Below are 17,843 nucleotides of genomic sequence, written 5' to 3' on the forward strand. Positions count from 1 at the left end.
TTAGACAACAAGGAGACGATGTGAAAAAACTTTATCCCTCTGCGGCCGCAGCCTTGCAGGGCGTAGTGGCCGACGAGCAATTGCTGGCGGTGGGTGGCTTTGGCCTTTGCGGCATTCCAGAGGCCTTGATTGATGCACTGCGCGACAGCGGAGTGAAAAATCTGACGGTGGTCTCGAACAACGCCGGTGTGGATGGCTTTGGTCTGGGCAAGTTGCTGGAAACCCGCCAGATCAAAAAAATGATTGCCAGCTACGTGGGCGAGAACAAAGAGTTTGAGCGCCAGTATCTGGCCGGTGAGCTGGAGCTGGAATTTACACCGCAAGGTACGCTGGCCGAGAAGATGCGCGCTGGCGGTGCCGGTATTCCGGCCTTTTTCACCAAGACCGGTGTGGGCACGCTGGTGGCTGAAGGCAAAGAGCTGCGCGAGTTTGATGGCGAAACTTATGTGATGGAGCGCGCCATCGTGGCCGATGTGTCGCTGGTCAAGGCTTGGCGTGCCGACAAGAGTGGCAACCTGCAGTTCCGCTTGACCGCACGCAACTTCAACCCGGCAGCGGCCACCTGCGGCAAGGTCTGCATTGTGGAAGTGGAGGAGCTGGTGGAGGTGGGTGACATTGCACCAGACGATATCCACCTGCCGGGCATCTATGTGAACCGCATCGTGCACAACGCCACGCCAGAAAAGCGCATTGAAAAACGCACCATCACTGAAACCACTACTCAAAAAGCAGGAGCCTGACCATGCCGTGGACCCAAGACCAGATGGCCGCGCGTGCGGCGCAAGAACTCGAAGATGGTTTTTATGTGAACCTGGGCATTGGCATTCCCACGCTGGTGGCCAATCACACCGGGGATAAGGAGGTGTGGCTGCAATCGGAAAACGGCATGCTGGGTATTGGCCCATTTCCGACCGAAGACCAGGTGGACGCTGACTTGATCAATGCGGGCAAACAGACCGTCACCACCATTCCAGGCTCGGCCATTTTTGGCTCTGACCAGTCGTTTGCGATGATTCGCGGCGGCAAGATCAACCTGTCCATTCTGGGGGCCATGCAGGTGTCTGAAAAGGGTAACCTGGCGAACTGGATGATTCCCGGAAAAATGGTCAAGGGAATGGGCGGGGCGATGGACCTGGTCGCGGGCGTCAAGCGCGTGATTGTGCTGATGGAGCATGTGGCCAAGAAGAAAGATGGCACGACCGATCTGAAAATTTTGCCCCAGTGCACGCTGCCACTGACGGGTGTCGGGGTGGTTGATCGCATCATCACCGATCTGGGCGTAATGGATGTGACGCCTGAAGGGCTCAAGCTGGTTGAGCTGGCTGCGGGCGTGACGCTGCAGGAGATTCAGTCTAAAACCGGAGTGCCGCTTTTGACGTGACCTTTTGGCATAGTCAATATGTGTCAAACCCGCCATATGGCGGGTTTTTAGTTTGTGTCTGTTCTATCGTTAATATTGGCTTAAACAACTTGCTTTTATCGCATGAACTTGCCCACCACTGGCGACAGTGAAACACCTTTGGATCCTTCGGCGTTGTCTAACGATGCGCATTACCTGCGTGCCGTGACGGCAATGGCAGAAAGTCAGGTGGTGGTCGCCGAAAGTGCTATTTATTCGGAAAGTGGCATCAAGCTGCTGGACAAAGGTGTACGCATTGACAGCCGCTTGTATGAGCGGTTGATTCAGCACAGGTTGGCAGGTGAAGTCGATGACCAGCTCTCCACCAGTGATGCCGTAGATATTCACTGCATTGCAGCGCAGGTACAGCGGTTGTCAGATAGCACGATGCTGGGACGGCAACTGGCGCAGTGGCTGGGTGACAGGCACCCTCGGCTGGTGCAGGTTGTGCAGCACATGAAGTGGCCGCAGCGTGCCAGTTTCAAAATGACAGTGATGCGCCACCAGCTGCCGCAATTGTTTGAACACAGTGTTTTGATGATGATGGTGGCCGTGAGCTTGGCGCTGCAAGAAGAGATGTCGCAGGACGATTGCGCAGAACTTGCAGCGGCAGCTTTGCTGCACGATATCGGCATGCTGTACATGCCACCGGGCTGGGAGAACGTGCAGCACAAGCTGACGCTCAATGAGCGCAAGCAATTGGCTGTGCACTCCATCACCGCCATGCTGGTCGTGCAGTCCACTCAGGCCTATTCACGCCGTGCAGAGGATGCCGTGCTGGAGCACCATGAGCGTCTGGATGGCAGTGGCTACCCTGGCCATACCAAAGGAGATGCCATTTCGCTGTGGGGACGCATTTTGATGCTGGCCGAGGTGGTGTCGGCCTTTTATGGCAAGTTCAGCGACATGCCAGCGCAGCGCCTTTCACTGGTGCTGCGCATGAACCACAACCGCTTTGACCACCGGCTGACACAGCATGTGCATGCATTGTTATCTCATGAGCAGCCGGCAGACAGCGCGCAGCCGCTGGCGTTAGCGCACTCGAGTGCGCAGGTGCGGCAAGTGGTTGCAATGCTGGCCGCAGTCATGCAGCACTGGGCCGTATGCAAGCGCAAATTCCCGGAGAAATGGCAAACGCTGGCCAGCGGGCGGGCGGGTGTATATGTGGATTTGCGTATGCAGGCCTTGGAGAAGTCTTTGGCGGAATCGGGCTCGCACCCGCGCCAGCAGGCTGACTGGTTGAAGATGTTCGAGGAAGATCCATCCAGCATGGCTGAGCTGGTACTCATCAACAAAGAGGCGCTATGGCAGGCCGAAAGCTGTGTGCAAACCTGCATGCGCCGCTGGCCGCAATTGCTGCAGCCTTCAGATGTGCTGGCAGAAGCGCTCAATGACTGGCTGGTCAACTGCCGCAGTGTTTTTGGGAAAGAGGTTGCAGGCGTACCTGCAGCGCAAGTGGTGGAGGCGACAGAAAATCTTTCTCAAAATTGAAACGAACCAGCAAGACCAATCAGTTTCAGGAGCGGATAGAGCAGATGAATACTGATTTTTAGTATGTTTTGTTATCTATTTTCAAGCAGTGACTGCGCAGGATGCTCTCTTTTTCGTGTCATCAAAAAGACATGAGCACCATTTATGCTGAATGTTGAGAACCAAAAATCAACATATAGCACCATCGTGAGCGACGGTGCTTTGGCGCTGAGTCGCCAAATTCAAAAGGCTTGTTTTATGCACCCTGCGCACCCCGGCACCATCACCATGGATCGTTTCACGTTTGTGCCACGCGCTCAGCAAGCGCAAGATGCTGGCTTTGTCTCTCAGCTCAGCATCGACAGCGGCGAAGGCACTGCGCGCTATCAACGTTTTTTTACTTTCAAGCCTGTTTTTGCGTCAGCAGAAAATGCTGTGGCTTATGCCATGGAGCAAGCCAGTCATTGGATGAAGCACAAATCACTTGCCTGAGCGTCGGCAAGTACTTGCGGGATGTAAATAAGAAAAGCCCTTGGCGCTTGAGCCAAGGGCTTTTTTGCTGTGGCAGATTTGCTTAGGCGACGTGTACCTGTGGCTCGCCTGCAGCCATGTGACCAATGACGGCGGCGTTGGCAAAACCGTTGCTGCGGAAAATCTCCAGCACTTGCTGCGCACTCTCAGGCGTGCAAGACACCAGCAGGCCGCCTGAGGTCTGGGGGTCGGTCAGCAAAGCGCGCTGAATTTCGGTAATGCCTGGGTCTAGGCGCACAGCATCACCATACGACGCCCAGTTGCGCCCCGATGCGCCGGTGAAGATACCTTGCTCGGCCAGCGCCATCACTCCTGGCAGTACGGGCAGGGCATCAGCATCAATGTGCGCAGCCAGCTTGGCACCGCGCGCCAGCTCCAAGCTGTGGCCCAGCAGACCAAAGCCGGTGACATCTGTCAGCGCGTGTACACCTTCCAGTCTGGACAGATCGATACCCGGGCGGTTGAGCTGGGTGGTGGCTGACACCATGGCCTGGTAGCCTGTCTCGTCCAGCAGCTTTTTCTTGAGTGCTGCAGAGTAAATGCCGACACCCAGCGGCTTGCCCAGTATCAGTACGTCGCCCGCCTTGGCGTCTGCATTGCGCTTGATCTGCTTGGGGTTGACGATGCCAATGCCCACCAAGCCATAAATAGGCTCGACCGAGTCAATGGAGTGACCACCGGCCAGGGGAATGCCCGCTTCCTGGCAAATGGAAGCACCGCCTTCCAAAATGGCTGCGATAGTTTCATGGGGGAGCACGTTAATCGGCATGCCCACAATGGCCAGTGCCATCAACGGTGTGCCACCCATGGCGTAGATGTCACTCAAGGCATTGGTGGCAGCAATGCGGCCGAAGTCTCGCGGATCATCCACGATGGGCATGAAAAAGTCAGTGGTTGCAACAATCGCCTGCTCGTCATTGATGCGGTAAACCGCTGCATCGTCGGCAGTCTCTGTGCCCACCAGAAGGTCGGGGAAGAACTGTTTTGGCAAAGTGCTTTGACCAATCAGTTTGGCCAATACACCAGGGGCAATCTTGCAACCACAGCCACCGCCATGCGACAGCGAAGTGAGACGAGGTGCGATAGTGGATGTGGTATCAGGAGCTTGGGTCATGGTGGTTCAAAGGCTGCACGCAGCACGGGGGCTTGATTGCACGTTAAATATGAAAAGGCACCGGCTCAGGTGCCTTGGGCATTGTGCGCCAGTTCACGCAATGAGTGACTGCAGTTGAGGATGGTGCAATGGAGTCGGACTATTTGTAAATAGGCCCTCGGATTTGGGTTATACTTTGAGCTTGTCGGAGCGTAGCGCAGCCTGGTAGCGCATCTGCTTTGGGAGCAGAGGGTCGCGAGTTCGAATCCCGCCGCTCCGACCACGATATCAAGGGTCTAGCATTGAAAAGTGCTAGACCCTTTTTTCGTTTCTGAAGGTGGTGGCTGCACTCCAATTGCTGTCTTGCTGGTCCATTCAATCAGTCTGCAGACAAGTAAGCATTGGCTGCCAAGCCTGAGTTTTTGCGAGCCATGGTGCCTTTGGCATTTGTGCAGACTGCCGTCTGAAGCAATGCTTGCAGCTTCTTTTTGTCTGAGGCCACGATTCAGGTAGATGGGGGCATTTATGCCAGCGCTCATTTTTTCTCAGCAAGCTGCGGCCATCGCAAGTGCTGTGGATCTGCTGCATGAGCCTGCCTCATTTTGCTGGCTGCAGCTGTGTCAGGTTTGTCCAGGCGCCATTGGAGATCGCATCGGCCAGCGTATAGCAGTCCAGGTGCTGCCAGAAAGCTCTGAGCGCACCTTGCAGGATGCAAGTGAGTGCACAGCTTCCATTCAACTGGCATTGGTTGTTGGCGCCCAGGCATTCAACAAGTGCAAAGTCCGGCTCAATGCTGCGTATGACTTGCCCCAAGTTAATTTCTGATGGGTGCCTGCTCAGGCGCAGCCCTCCATTTTTGCCGCGCGCAGTAGTGATCCATCCGTTCTGTGCCAGCAGCTGTGAGACTTTCATCAAGTGCGAGTGCGAAATGGCGTAGCTTTGTGCGATTTCGCTGAGTGTGCAGAGTCGATCTTGGTGTAAGCCTGCAAAAAGCAACACGCGAAGTGCGTAATCGGTAAGAGCGGTAAGGCGCATGATGTCGTTGCAAGAGCACTAAGGGGTGCGTTTGACGACAACAGGCTTGCCGGAAGGTGCATCAACCCGTGGTCTGATCAGAAGAGGAAAGAAGTGGTAGATGTAGAGGGCAAAAGCCAGCATCCACAGTAACGCACTGGTATGAATGAGTGGGGTCGTCAAGCGGTGATCGATGAATGCCGCTAAACGCAAGACGGCGGCCCCCAGCACCATTGCATAGCAGTACAAAATATGCCGATTTGCGCGCAAGGCAAGACCCAGGTGTCCCAAAGCCGTTCGAGTGATCATGCCCATGATCAAAGTCGAGAAACCCATCACAGCCAATGCATGAATGGGGATGGCAAAAGTAGCAATCCAGCCAAAGCAATATGCCGCAGTACTCAGCAAGCCGATTGCTAGACCAGCATAGCCAGCGTAAAGAATCCATAGCAATGGATGCTTGCGCACAGCCCAGGGGTGCCAGGCAAACAGATGCCACAGTGCAATCGCTGCAGCACCGCTCAGAAAGAGTCCAGCGCCTAGGGGCCACTTGAAGATCCAGCACACGATGGCTAAGGCACTGAATGCTGTCTGCCATTGACCCGTGAGGGTGTGGCGATTGATATCCAGACCTTCAACTGCGCGGCTGGCAAAGAAGGGGATAACGCGCCGCGCTAGAAGCGTCGTAATGCTCGCCATGCACAGCATGCCGGTTGCGTACTGCTGCACGACCGAAGAGTGGTCGGTGCCTTGATGAAACTGCCATAAATAAGCTGCACTGCTTGCGCCCATGACCAGCATGAGCAGCGCAAATCCATAGTTCTGAGGATTTCTTTTTTGAAAAACGCAGCGCGCCACGGCCAAGGCGGCGGCGGTGTAAAACAGCAAGTTGGCTATGAGGGCAATCAGCAGTGATGCTTGGTAGGGCAGCAGCAGCGAAACTCGGGCAATGATCCACAAAAATAATAAGCCGCCCAGTGCGCGCCCGTGAAGGGGGTTGATTCCCGTCCAGTTGTTGGTTGCTGTGAGAAGAAATCCAATGGCCACAGTGCCAACAAACCCCCACAGCATTTCATGTGCATGCCAGTAAACCGTGGCAATTGGGGCTGAGATCAGACTTGGCAAGAAAATCCACAGCCCAATCGCGATGACAGCCCAAGCGCATGCAGCCAAGTAAAGAGGCCTGAAGCCCAACTCCAGAAAAGCAGTCCAAGAGGGAGAGCTCTTTTTTCTGGCACCAGCGGGCTCTTGAATTTGCATGAGTGGCGACATTTTTCAGAATAAACCGAAATAACTGAACATCTATACAGAATAGATATTTCCATGATTTTTTGGTCGCCAAGTGACTTCGATTTGATTTATATCAACCTGTTTGCGCGGCTGATTGACTTTTTATTTTTAAAATCCAATGAAATTCTTTTTTTATCAAGTACTTGTGGATGTTTTTTAGGAATTTTCTAGTACTTGAGTGTTTTGCGATCATTTGAATATCGATTTGACATCAAACAAAAGCCGCGTTCTGATCTACGCGTAGAGTAATTGAATAAATAAACGTCGGCAGTGCAGGGTTGAGGCAACTTGACTCAACTTTTTGAAGCTCAGATGAAAGTGGTGAGAAATCACCAAGAAAGGTAGCTATGCCTAATAAAAATTCTCACGATTCAGCATCAGAAGAGTTACGCAGTTTTGCGTTTCTGACGGTGGTGATGGCGCCAGTGCTTGCTGGACTGCTTATTGCAGCGTATGGCTTCATTGTTTGGTTTTACCAAATGTTCGCTGGGCCGCCACACGCATAAAAAGAGGTGGCTCTATGAATGAGGAACTTCACATCGCCAGTCTGGTGATCCATGTGCTCCCAGCAACAGTAGAACAGGTGGCGCAAGCCATGGCTGCAGTTGAAGCGGCACACGTGCATGGAACCCATCCCAATGGGAAGCTGGTGATTACTTTAGAAGGCCCCAGCGCGGCGTTCATCATGGATCAAGTGGCGTTGATTCGACAGATTGCCGGCGTAATTAATGTTTCCTTGGTGTATCAGCACACCGAACCCCTGCATTCACTCAACGAGGGAGTCACTTCATGACCAGTACCCGTCGCGATTTTGTTCGACAGTCAGCCGCAGCCGCAGCAGGCGCTGTAGCTGGTATTCCTATTTATGCTGCATCGCAAGAAGCAGGAGCCGGTGCGAATGGCTCCATGAAATGGTCGAAGGCTCCCTGCCGTTTTTGTGGAACAGGCTGTGGAGTGATGGTCGCTGTAAAAGATGATCGTGTAGTGGCTACACAAGGAGACGCCCTGGCGGAGGTGAACCGCGGGCTCAATTGCGTTAAAGGCTACTTTCTTTCCAAGATCATGTATGGCGAGGACCGGCTCAAGCAGCCATTGCTGCGGATGAAGAACGGCAAGTACGCCAAGGATGGTGAATTCCAGCATGTCAGCTGGGATACCGCCTTTGATGTGATGGCCGATAAGTTCAAAAAAGTGCTCAAGGAAAAGGGGCCTTCCGGTGTCGGCATGTTTGGCTCGGGACAATGGACGGTGTGGGAAGGCTACGCTGCGTCCAAACTTTTCAAGGCGGGTTTCCGTACCAATAACATTGACCCCAATGCGCGCCACTGTATGGCCTCTGCCGTCGCGGGGTTCATGCGCACGTTTGGCATGGATGAACCCATGGGGTGCTATGACGACATTGAAGCTACCGACACCTTTGTGCTTTGGGGCTCAAACATGGCTGAGATGCACCCGGTGCTATGGACTCGCGTCACGGACCGACGCTTGAGTGCATCGCATGTGAAGGTGGCTGTTCTTTCAACTTTTGAGCATCGTTCGTATGAACTGGCTGATATTGAACTGACCTTCAAGCCTCAGACGGATTTGGCCATACTGAACTACATTGCCAATCACATCATTACAACCGGGCGTGTCAATCAGGAGTTTGTGTCCAAGCACTGTAATTTCCGCCGTGGAAATACCGACATTGGATATGGGCTGCGGCCGGAGCACCCTTTGCAAAAGGCTGCCAAAAATGCAGCAGATCCGGGTGGCTCTCAGGACATGAGTTTTGACGAGTTCGCCAAGTTCGTCTCAACCTATACCCTGGACTACACCACCAAGCTGACGGGAGTCCCGGCCAACCGGCTCAAAGAACTGGCGGAGTTGTACGCCGATCCCAAACGCAAGGTTGTGTCGTTCTGGACCATGGGGTTTAACCAGCACACACGTGGTGTCTGGGCCAACAATATGGTCTACAACGTTCACTTGTTGACAGGAAAAATTGCGACGCCTGGCAACAGTCCGTTTTCGCTGACAGGCCAGCCATCGGCATGCGGAACGGCGCGAGAAGTAGGAACGTTTTCGCATCGTTTGCCTGCGGATATGGTGGTGACCAATCCCAAGCACCGAAAAATTGCTGAGCAGATATGGAAGCTGCCAGAGGGCACTATTCCCGACAAGCCTGGCTACCATGCAGTGCAACAGCACCGCATGCTCAAAGACAGCAAGCTCAATGCGTACTGGGTCATGGTGACCAACAATATGCAGGCATCGGCCAATATGGTGGAAGAGGGCTACCCCGGTTATCGCAATCCAGATAACTTTATTGTGGTCTCTGATGCCTATCCCACGGTGACAGCTGTAGCGGCGGATTTGATTTTGCCCACTGCAATGTGGGTGGAGAAAGAAGGCGCGTATGGCAATGCAGAGCGCCGCACGCATTTTTGGCATCAGCTGGTGCCGGCACCCGGTGAGGCACGTTCTGACCTGTGGCAGCTGATGGAGTTTTCCAAGCGCTTCAAAATTGAAGAGGTATGGCCAGAGGAGTTGCTGGCTAAGGCCCCGCAATACCGCGGCAAGACCATGTTTGATGTGCTGTACCGTAATGGTCAGGTTGATAAATTTCCAGTTACAGATATAGAAGAAGGCTATAAAAATCACGAGGCAGAATTCTTTGGCTTCTATCCGCAAAAAGGACTGTTTGAAGAATACGCAACGTTTGGCCGTGGGCATGGGCACGATCTGGCGCCATTCGATGTTTATCACCAGGTCCGTGGCATGCGCTGGCCTGTGGTGAATGGAAAAGAAACCAAATGGCGCTATCGAGAAGGGGCGGATCCATACGTCAAGGCCGGGAGCGGTTTTGATTTCTATGGCCATAGCGACGGGAAAGCCATCATCTTTGGCCTGCCCTATGAGCCTGCCGCAGAGGCTCCAGATAAGGATTTCCCATTCTGGCTGTCCACTGGCCGGGTGCTGGAGCACTGGCACTCAGGGTCGATGACGCGCCGTGTTCCTGAGTTGCATCGCGCAATGCCTCATGCGCTGTGCTACATGCACCCAGAAGATGCCAAGGAGCTTGGCATGCGTCGAGGCAGTGAAGTTGAGATTGCTTCTCGCCGTGGCTTTATTCGCTCGCGCGTGGAGACGCGTGGTCGCAACAAGCCACCACGTGGTCTGGTCTATGTGCCGTGGTTTGATGCGAGTCAATTGATCAACAAGGTCACGCTGGATGCCACTGACCCAATTTCCCTGCAAACCGACTTCAAAAAGTGCGCAGTGAAACTGACCAAGGTCTAAAAGCAGAGAGGCCCACCATGAAGCTAATACAAAAACTGGGTATTGCATTGATGCTTTGCGTCGGTGCTGCATCTTTCACAGTCTCGGCAGAGCCTTTGTACGACAAAATGCGGGGCACAACCCCCTTGCTGGAAGCGCCTAAGCCTCCTGTGCTTGGCAATGCCATCAATGATGACGTGCGTCGTACACGCAACTATCCGCAGCAACCGCCTGTGATTCCGCACAGGATCGATGGCTACCAAATCGATAAGAATTTCAACAAATGCATGGATTGCCATTCCCGTTCCAAGGCGGAAATTTCACAGGCGATTCCGGTGTCGATCACACACTACCAAGATCGTGATGGCAATACGCTGGGGCAGATTTCCACGCGTCGCTACTTCTGCGTGCAGTGTCATGTCGGCCAAGATAATGTGAAGCCCCTGGTCGGGAACACATTTCAGGATGTGGATAGCGTGATCCTGAATGCGTTGAAAAACCCCGCGAACTCTTCAAAAAAACACTGACGTAAGGCTTGCACATGCTGAATCTACTTAAGCGCTACTGGGGTGTGATTCGCCGCCCCAGCGTGCACTTCAGTCTTGGGTTCTTAACCATTGGTGGTTTTATTGCAGGCATCCTGTTTTGGGGGGCCTTCAATACAGCCATGGAAGTTACGAACACCGAGAAGTTTTGTACGAGCTGCCATGAAATGCGCGATAACGTATTTGCGGAACTACAAAGTACCATTCACTACACGAACCGCTCGGGTGTGCGTGCGATCTGTTCTGACTGCCATGTGCCACACAACTGGACTGACAAGATGGCTCGCAAGATGCAGGCTTCCAAAGAGGTGTGGGGAAAGATCTTTGGTACGGTAGATACGCCAGAAAAATTTGAAGCCAAGCGCCTGGAGCTGGCGCAGCACGAATGGTCACGCTTCAAGGCCAACGATTCGCTGGAGTGCCGTAACTGCCACAACTATGACTCCATGGACTTCACGCGGCAAAGCTTGCGTGCACAGAACATGCACTCCACGTACCTGGCAAACAAAGAAAAGACGTGTATTGATTGTCACAAGGGCATTGCCCACAATCTGCCGCATATTCCTGCGGGGCAGGGGCCCAGCGATAGTCCCGGCCAGGTTGTTCCATCCTCAGCTGTAGTCAGCAGCAAGCCTTAATTTCATGGCGTGTGAGGACTGCGCACCCCAAAGCCTGCAGCTTTCAGGCTTTGGATGTATCCGTAGCGGTCGCGTGCTGCTGCGACATATTGACCTAAGGCTCAGCGCTGGCCAGGTACTGCTGCTCAGGGGGAGTAACGGTGCAGGTAAAAGCACTTTGTTGCGCAGCTTGGCTGGATTTTTGCCGTGGCGTGCCGGGCAGCTGTCATGGTGTGGCTGTGAGGTTCAGGTGCGCAGCGCTGTTTACCAGCAGCATTTGTCCTATTTGGGGCACCAGTGCGGCATGAGTGATGCGTTGACTGGGCTGGAGAATTTACGCTTTGCACTGAACCTTCTGAATGTCACCTGGCAGCCGCATAAAGTGGCGGCGGTGCTTGAGCAACTTTCAATGTATGAGTGGGCAGATCAGCCATTTGGACGCTTGTCACAAGGGCAGCGCAGGCGCTTGGCAATTGCCCGCACCATGCTGAGTGAAAAGTCACTGTGGCTACTCGATGAGCCGGACAGTGCGTTGGACAGTCATGGAGAAACTCTTTTGGCGCAGGTTTTAGAGGCCCACGCCAGAGCAGGTGGGATGGCCATTGTGGCAACACACCGTGGAATCACTCTGGCTAGCACACCCACCCTGGTGCTTGATTTAAGTGCTGCGGCATTTCCCATCCCCGGCGCAACTCCAATCCAGGGCATTGCATGTTGATTGCGGTCGTCGCGCGAGAACTGCGTCTTGCCATCCGCCGTCCCGCAGATGCTCTGAGTGGTTTGATGTTTTTCATCATGGTGGGTAGCCTGCTGCCTCTGGCCCTGGGGCCTGACAGCATCTTGTTGCGTCAGATAGCACCAGGTGTTATCTGGATAGCCGCTTTGCTTGCTGTGCTGCTGAGCCAGCATCGCCTGTTTGAAAGCGACTACGCTGACGGAACACTGGAGCAATGGATGCTGGCTGCTGCACCATTGCCACTTTTGGTGGGGCTCAAGACCGCTGCACAGTGGTTGGCGGGTGTTGGCCCTGTGCTCCTGGCCACGCCACTGCTTGGGTGGCAATACGGCATGGAGACTGAAGTCATTGCCGTTTTGCTGCTGTCACTGGTGCTTGGAACACCGAGCCTGTGCCTCTTGGCCGCGTTTGGCGCTGCTTTGACTTTAGGTGTGCGCGGACAACTGCTGCTGGCCCTGATCGCGCTTCCCCTGTCCATACCTGTTTTGATATTTGGCAGTCACGCGGTCGTGCAGGCTTCGCTAGGCCTGCCTGCGGCACCCTCATTAAATTTGCTGGGTGCTTTTTTGTGTCTGGCAGTGCTGATTGGCCCGTGGGCTGTGGCTGCAGCGCTGCGTTTAGCGTTGGAATGATATGAAGCCCTCGGATCCCCCCCTTTCCTGTGCAACTGCTGCGGTGGTTGATTTCCGCTGGCGTCAACTGGCTGCACCATCCGTGTTCGATGTATGGGCGGGCCGTCTGTGGCCCTGGCTGGCCGCCTTGACCGTTGTCCTGACAATTGCAGGCCTGTGGACAGGATTTGTACTGGCGCCCACCGATCATCAGCAAGGCGAGGTTTATCGCATCATTTTTTTGCATGTGCCTGCTGCGTGGATGTCCATGTTTATCTATGTGGTCGCCGCTGTGCATGCAGGCCTTGGTTTGATCTATCACACCCGGCTGTCACCCATGCTGGCGCGCGCATTGATGCCCACAGGGGCGCTGTTTACAGCGATTGCTTTGTGGACGGGCGCTGCCTGGGGAAAACCTACTTGGGGTGCCTGGTGGGTGTGGGATGCGCGGCTGACATCAGAGCTGATTTTGCTTTTTCTCTATCTGGGCTATATCGGGGTGGTATCCGCTATTGAGGATACGAGCCGGGCTGATAGCGCCGGTGCCATCGTTTTACTGGCCGGTGTCGTGAACGTACCCATCATTTATTTCTCTGTGCAATGGTGGAGCACTTTGCACCAAGGGGCCACCATCCGGATGGATGCGGCTCCAAGCATGACGCACACCATGCTCGCTGGCATGCTGCTCATGGTGCTGGCCTGCTGGGCTTATACGCTGGCGGTGTGTTTGGTGCGCACCCGATGCCTGATTCGCGAGCGTGCTGCACAGGAGAAGCTCTGATGCATACCCATGATTTTTATATAGCGCTGGCCTACGGTCTCAGCGCTGTGTTGCTTGTCGCAGAGGTCATTTCTCTGTGGCTACGCTGGCGCAAGGTGCGCACTGTTCAGAAAAAGAAAGACTTGCTATGAAGCCTCGCAAAAAACGCATGATGTGGGTGCTGGCCGGAGTAGCGTTGGTCGGTCTGGCCGTTACCTTGGTACTGCGTGCATTGGACGCTAACGTCATGTTTTTCTATAGCCCGAGCCAGGTTCATGCGGGTGAGGCGCCTAAAGGGGCTGCATTTCGCGTGGGAGGATTGGTGGAAAGAGGGTCCATCCAGCGCTCTGCAGACGGTCTTCAGGTCCAATTTCAAGTCACGGATGAGGCGCAGCGTGTCGCTGTGCAGTACAAGGGGCTGCTGCCCGATTTGTTTAAAGAAGGCAAGGGCGTAGTGGTGGCTGGAAAATTGCATGACTCTGGCCTCTTTGAAGCCACAGAAGTGCTGGCCAAGCACGATGAAAACTATATGCCACCAGAAGCTGCAAAGGCCCTGCAAGAGGCCGCGCGTGCCAAAAAGGCCTTGCCATGATCGCTGAACTGGGTGTCTTTGCGCTGGTATTGGCCTTGATTGTGGCGGTCATACAGGCCACGTTGCCATTGATTGGTGCGCAGCTGGGCATTGCCGCATGGGTGCGTTTGGCGCGACCGGCAGCCATGCTGCAGTGCTTGCTGTCTTTGCTTGCGACCGGCATTTTGATCTGGTGCTTCTGGGTAGGCGACTATTCAGTGCTGTATGTGGCTGCCAACTCGCACAGCGAACTTCCTGCGATCTACAAGTTGACTGCTTTTTGGGGCGGACATGAGGGCTCCATGCTGCTGTGGCAATTGCTGCTGGCCGGCTGGAGCGTTGCGGTGGCGTTGTGCAGCCGTGCATTGCCTGCAGACTTTGTGGCGCGTGTGCTCGCGGTACTGGGCTGGGTCAGCGCAGGCTTGCTGCTGTTTTTGTTGTTTCTCTCTAATCCCTTTTTGCGATTGGTACCAGCGGCTTTGGAAGGTAAAGACCTGAATCCATTGCTGCAAGACCCTGGCATGGTTTTTCACCCTCCATTGCTGTACATGGGCTATGTCGGTTTTGCTGTGCCCTTTGCATTTGCCTTGGCAGCGCTGATATCGGGTGAGCTGGGTGCCGCGTGGGCGCGTTGGTCGCGCTCCTGGACGCTGGCAGCCTGGGGCTTTCTGACGCTGGGCATCTTGCTGGGCAGTGCCTGGGCGTATTACGTGCTGGGTTGGGGGGGCTGGTGGTTCTGGGATCCGGTGGAAAACGCTTCCTTCATGCCTTGGCTGGTCGGTACGGCGTTGCTGCACTCCTTGATAGTGACGGATCAGCGTGGCGCGTTTCGCAGCTGGTCCGCATTGCTGGCTATTTGTGCTTTTTCACTGTGCCTGATGGGCACGTTCCTGGTGCGCTCAGGCGTACTGACATCTGTACATGCATTTGCGGTTGATCCCGGTCGTGGCCTGTTCATCCTGTGTTTTATCGTGGCGGTAGTGGGTGTTTCGTTGTGGCTGTACGCATGGCGTGCGCCTGAACTAGGGCGCGGCGGTGGGCAGATTGCATTGCTCTCGCGTGAAGCCTTGCTGCTGGTCAATAACGTGCTGTTTACTGCCGCAGCGCTGGCAGTCTTGATTGGAACCCTGTATCCGCTGGCACTTGATGTGTTGCGAGATGAGAAAATTTCTGTCGGGCCACCTTATTTTGAAGCGGTATTTTTGCCTTTGGTGCTGCCTGCGCTGGCGTTGATGGGCGTTGGCACGATGGCGCGCTGGAAGCAGGGCTCGGGGATAGAACTGTGGCGGCGTTTGCGGGGGGCCTTGGTGCTTACCGTTGCAGGCATTGTGGTGCTGATGTTGTCCCAAGGTGCATGGGGCTGGCACATTACGCCAGCTACCTTGCTGGGTCTGGCCCTGGGCCTGTGGTGTGTGTTGAGTACATTGGCCCACGCCTGGCAGCGACTGCACCCTGGCGCGCACCCGGGTGCAGTCTGGCAGCGCGTGGTTCGTCAACCCTGGGGCTGGTGGGGCACATTGATGGCGCATGCAGGCATAGGTGTCTTTGCCATAGCAGTGAGTCTGGCCAATGGGCTGGAAACAAAGCGCGAGACCAGTGTGGCCCAAGGTCAAAGCGTTCAAGCGGGGCAATATCACTTTGACTTTGTCAGCCTGGAAGCGGTATCAGGCCCTAACTACGAAGCACAGCGCGCTCACTTTCGCGTCAGTCGTGGAGATGCGGTGTGGGACATGTACCCTGAAAAACGTGCCTACCGCGTACAGGCGATGGGATTGAGTCAGGCTGCGATCGATAGCAGCTGGACACGTGACGTGTTCATTGCACTCGGAGAACCTCTGGATGACGAAGGTTTGGCATGGACAGTGCGGCTGCAGATCAAACCCTTCATGGACTGGATCTGGCTGGGTACTTGCATGATGGCGCTGGGTGCAGGTCTGAGCTTGCTGGATAAACGTTTTCGCATGGCCGGCTCGCGCGTGCGAAGTGGCGTGCAGGCAGTGGCTGCCCGAAAGGCGGGATGATGCGTTTTATGCTCCCTCTGGCTGTTTTCCTGGGGTTGGCTGTCATGCTGGGCCTGGGGTTGCAGCGAGATCCCCGTGCGCTGGAGTCTGCGTTACTGGACCAGCCAATTCCCGTCTTCGATTTGCCGCTTTTGGGCCAGTCAGATGCGCGCCTGGCACCTCAAACCCTGCGTGGCAAGGTGTGGCTGCTCAATGTCTGGGCGTCATGGTGCGCCCCTTGCCGCCAAGAACTACCCATATTGGTGGAAATGTCGCGCAAAGACCAGGTCGCCATCTACGGTCTGAACTACAAAGACCAGTCAAGCAAAGCGCAGGCATTGCTGCGGGTGGCCGGTAACCCTTATGTAGGTTCTGCGGTGGATGCTGATGGCCGTGTGGGAATGGATTTTGGCATTCACGCGGTGCCTGAGACATTTGTGATTGATGCTCAGGGGCGTGTGCGCTACCGCCACCTTGGTCCTGTGACGCAGCAAGTGTGGGAAGAAAAAATCATGCCTGTAGTGAGGGCTGTTCAATGAATGCATGGACTGTGGCACTGTGTGCAGCCGTGGCCTGCAATAGCGTATTTGCCGCTGCTGATCTGGAGGCCCGTGAAGCAGCGCTGGCTGCAAAGCTGCGTTGTGTGGTTTGCCAAAACCAGACTGTGGCGGAGTCGCAGGCGCCTATTGCCAAGGATATGCGGCGTGTGATTGCAGAGCAGCTGGAGCAAGGGCGCAGTGATGCTGAAGTGGTGGCGTTTTTTGAGCAGCGCTACGGTACTTTTGTTCGGTATACCCCGCCATGGAAGCCCTCGACGTGGCTGCTGTGGTGCGCGCCTTTTATCGCTTTGGCTGCAGGTTTCGTTGTGTTGTGGCGGACGCTGCGTCAACGCAGCCAGCTGCCGCATTCTCGTTTGACACCGCAGGAGCGAGCACGTGCAAAAGCATGGCTGGAGCGAGCGCAGAACAACCCGGGCAAGGAGGACAGCGCATGACTGACATGCAAGGTTTGTGGTTGGGTGCGCTGTCCTTGGTGTTGCTCACCTTGGCTGTCTTGCTGCCCAGTCTGCTCAAGGAAACAAAGGCGCTTGAGCGTAGCAGTGAAGATGCCTTGCGTGGCCTTTATCAAGACCAGATGCAGGAGCTTTTGCGTGAGCATCGCTCAGGCAATCTCAGCGACACTGATCTGGCCCAGGCTGAGGATGAGCTGCAATCTCGGCTGCTGATAGAGCTGGACCATCGTGTGCAGCCCAAGGCATGGGGGCAAAGACCATGGCTGCCACGCGCAAGTGGCTTGTTGCTGGCTGTAGTCATCCCGGTTGCAGCCCTCGTTCTGTATGTGCAGGCCGGAGACCCTCAGGCAGCAGCCAGATTGGCGCAGGCGCAGGAGGTGGGGCACAGCGCAATGGAAGGGCAGGTGGAGGCCATGGTGCAGGGCTTGGCGCTGCGCTTGCGTGAGCAGCCAGACAATGTGCCTGGCTGGGTCATGCTGGCCCGCTCCTACGAAACCATGGGCCGTTTTGCAGAGGCAGCTGATGCCTATCAGCGGGCGGTGGATGCTGCCAAAGCGCAGGAAATGGATGCGCAAGACCAGGCAAGGCTATGGGCTGACAAGGCGGATGCTCTGGCATCTGCGCAAGGTGGCGATTTGAGTGGTGATGTGCTGCTGGCACTTGAAAACGCCCTGCAGCTTTACCCGCAACAGCACAAAGCCTTGGCTCTGGCCGGCAGTGCTGCGCTGGCACGCGGAGATTTAGAGAAGACGAAAGAGTATTGGCAAGCGCTGCTGCAGCTGCTGGAGCCGGGCAGCGATATTGCTTTGCGCATCCAAGATGACCTGGTCAGGCTGGAGCAGCTTGAACCATCGAAGTGACAGGCATGCCTGCCAGTGGCTAAACAGTGGCTAAAGCACCTGCGCCATGCGCATGCATGCTTTATGCGTGACA

21 protein-coding genes and 1 tRNA gene are annotated in these 17,843 nt (G+C 55.2%); 19 read left to right on the forward strand and 3 right to left on the reverse strand.

The features are described from left to right. Positions 1-20 precede the first annotated feature (20 nt). The 4 genes from H9646_RS13870 (at position 21) to H9646_RS13885 (ending at position 3,361) form a co-directional block, all read left to right on the forward strand. On the forward strand, positions 21-740 hold the full coding sequence (locus tag H9646_RS13870) for a CoA transferase subunit A (RefSeq protein ID WP_191723953.1): 720 nt from the start codon (positions 21-23) through the stop codon (positions 738-740). A gap of 2 nt (positions 741-742) precedes the next feature. Continuing rightward, positions 743-1,381, forward strand: a complete 639-nt coding sequence (locus tag H9646_RS13875) for a 3-oxoacid CoA-transferase subunit B (RefSeq protein WP_191723954.1) — start codon at positions 743-745, stop codon at positions 1,379-1,381. Positions 1,382-1,483: 102 nt separating this feature from the next. Continuing rightward, positions 1,484-2,890 carry an HD-GYP domain-containing protein gene (locus H9646_RS13880; RefSeq protein ID WP_191723955.1) on the forward strand — a complete coding sequence of 469 codons (1,407 nt, stop codon included), beginning with the start codon at positions 1,484-1,486 and terminating at the stop codon, positions 2,888-2,890. A gap of 144 nt (positions 2,891-3,034) precedes the next feature. Beyond that, positions 3,035-3,361: a hypothetical protein gene (locus H9646_RS13885; protein ID WP_191723956.1), complete on the forward strand. Its 327-nt coding sequence runs from the start codon at positions 3,035-3,037 to the stop codon at positions 3,359-3,361. Between the two features lie 82 nt (positions 3,362-3,443). Here H9646_RS13885 and selD read toward each other — a convergent pair whose 3' ends face one another. Then, a complete protein-coding gene (gene selD / locus H9646_RS13890; protein WP_191723957.1) occupies positions 3,444-4,514 on the reverse strand; it encodes a selenide, water dikinase SelD in 1,071 nt (356 codons plus the stop codon). Between the two features lie 185 nt (positions 4,515-4,699). Between selD and H9646_RS13895 the strand changes: the two genes are divergently transcribed. Next, positions 4,700-4,776 (forward strand) — tRNA-Pro (locus tag H9646_RS13895). Positions 4,777-5,090: 314 nt separating this feature from the next. Here H9646_RS13895 and H9646_RS13900 read toward each other — a convergent pair. After that, entirely contained in the window at positions 5,091-5,528 is a 438-nt protein-coding gene (locus H9646_RS13900) for an RrF2 family transcriptional regulator (RefSeq protein WP_191723958.1), read from the reverse strand. A gap of 18 nt (positions 5,529-5,546) precedes the next feature. Next, complete coding sequence (locus H9646_RS13905; protein ID WP_191723959.1) at positions 5,547-6,779, reverse strand: NnrS family protein; 1,233 nt, start codon at positions 6,777-6,779, stop codon at positions 5,547-5,549. 365 nt (positions 6,780-7,144) lie between these two features. Here H9646_RS13905 and napE point away from each other — a divergent pair, with 365 nt between their 5' ends. Genes napE through ccmI form a run of 14 tightly spaced genes read left to right on the forward strand, consistent with a single transcriptional unit; the run spans position 7,145 to position 17,770 of the window. Next, entirely contained in the window at positions 7,145-7,303 is a 159-nt protein-coding gene (gene napE / locus H9646_RS13910; RefSeq protein ID WP_191723960.1) for a periplasmic nitrate reductase, NapE protein, read from the forward strand. A gap of 14 nt (positions 7,304-7,317) precedes the next feature. Continuing rightward, entirely contained in the window at positions 7,318-7,590 is a 273-nt protein-coding gene (locus tag H9646_RS13915) for a chaperone NapD (protein ID WP_191723961.1), read from the forward strand. Continuing rightward, on the forward strand, positions 7,587-10,079 hold the full coding sequence (gene napA / locus H9646_RS13920) for a periplasmic nitrate reductase subunit alpha (RefSeq protein WP_191723962.1): 2,493 nt from the start codon (positions 7,587-7,589) through the stop codon (positions 10,077-10,079). Before H9646_RS13915 ends, napA begins: the two co-directional genes overlap by 4 nt. Before the next feature lie 17 nt (positions 10,080-10,096). Then, a complete protein-coding gene (locus tag H9646_RS13925; protein WP_191723963.1) occupies positions 10,097-10,585 on the forward strand; it encodes a nitrate reductase cytochrome c-type subunit in 489 nt (162 codons plus the stop codon). A 14-nt stretch (positions 10,586-10,599) separates the two neighbouring features. Further along, a complete protein-coding gene (locus tag H9646_RS13930) occupies positions 10,600-11,241 on the forward strand; it encodes a cytochrome c3 family protein (RefSeq protein ID WP_191723964.1) in 642 nt (213 codons plus the stop codon). Positions 11,242-11,245: 4 nt separating this feature from the next. After that, positions 11,246-11,938, forward strand: coding sequence for a heme ABC exporter ATP-binding protein CcmA (ccmA, locus tag H9646_RS13935; RefSeq protein ID WP_191723965.1), 693 nt, complete (start codon positions 11,246-11,248; stop codon positions 11,936-11,938). Further along, on the forward strand, positions 11,932-12,588 hold the full coding sequence (gene ccmB / locus H9646_RS13940; RefSeq protein ID WP_191723966.1) for a heme exporter protein CcmB: 657 nt from the start codon (positions 11,932-11,934) through the stop codon (positions 12,586-12,588). Before ccmA ends, ccmB begins: the two co-directional genes overlap by 7 nt. A gap of 1 nt (position 12,589) precedes the next feature. Beyond that, positions 12,590-13,348, forward strand: coding sequence for a heme ABC transporter permease CcmC (gene ccmC, locus H9646_RS13945; protein ID WP_191723967.1), 759 nt, complete (start codon positions 12,590-12,592; stop codon positions 13,346-13,348). After that, positions 13,348-13,479: a heme exporter protein CcmD gene (gene ccmD / locus H9646_RS13950; protein ID WP_191723968.1), complete on the forward strand. Its 132-nt coding sequence runs from the start codon at positions 13,348-13,350 to the stop codon at positions 13,477-13,479. The genes ccmC and ccmD overlap by 1 nt, the downstream gene beginning before the upstream one ends. After that, positions 13,476-13,919, forward strand: a complete 444-nt coding sequence (gene ccmE / locus H9646_RS13955) for a cytochrome c maturation protein CcmE (protein ID WP_191723969.1) — start codon at positions 13,476-13,478, stop codon at positions 13,917-13,919. Before ccmD ends, ccmE begins: the two co-directional genes overlap by 4 nt. Further along, complete coding sequence (locus H9646_RS13960; protein WP_191723970.1) at positions 13,916-15,919, forward strand: heme lyase CcmF/NrfE family subunit; 2,004 nt, start codon at positions 13,916-13,918, stop codon at positions 15,917-15,919. The genes ccmE and H9646_RS13960 overlap by 4 nt, the downstream gene beginning before the upstream one ends. Further along, a complete protein-coding gene (locus tag H9646_RS13965; protein WP_191723971.1) occupies positions 15,916-16,437 on the forward strand; it encodes a DsbE family thiol:disulfide interchange protein in 522 nt (173 codons plus the stop codon). The genes H9646_RS13960 and H9646_RS13965 overlap by 4 nt, the downstream gene beginning before the upstream one ends. Next, a complete protein-coding gene (locus H9646_RS13970; protein ID WP_191723972.1) occupies positions 16,434-16,892 on the forward strand; it encodes a cytochrome c-type biogenesis protein in 459 nt (152 codons plus the stop codon). Before H9646_RS13965 ends, H9646_RS13970 begins: the two co-directional genes overlap by 4 nt. Then, positions 16,889-17,770: a c-type cytochrome biogenesis protein CcmI gene (ccmI, locus tag H9646_RS13975; protein WP_191723973.1), complete on the forward strand. Its 882-nt coding sequence runs from the start codon at positions 16,889-16,891 to the stop codon at positions 17,768-17,770. Before H9646_RS13970 ends, ccmI begins: the two co-directional genes overlap by 4 nt. Positions 17,771-17,843 lie beyond the last annotated feature (73 nt).

The sequence above is a fragment of the Comamonas avium genome (assembly GCF_014836675.1).
GTDB classification, from domain to species: domain Bacteria; phylum Pseudomonadota; class Gammaproteobacteria; order Burkholderiales; family Burkholderiaceae_C; genus Comamonas; species Comamonas avium.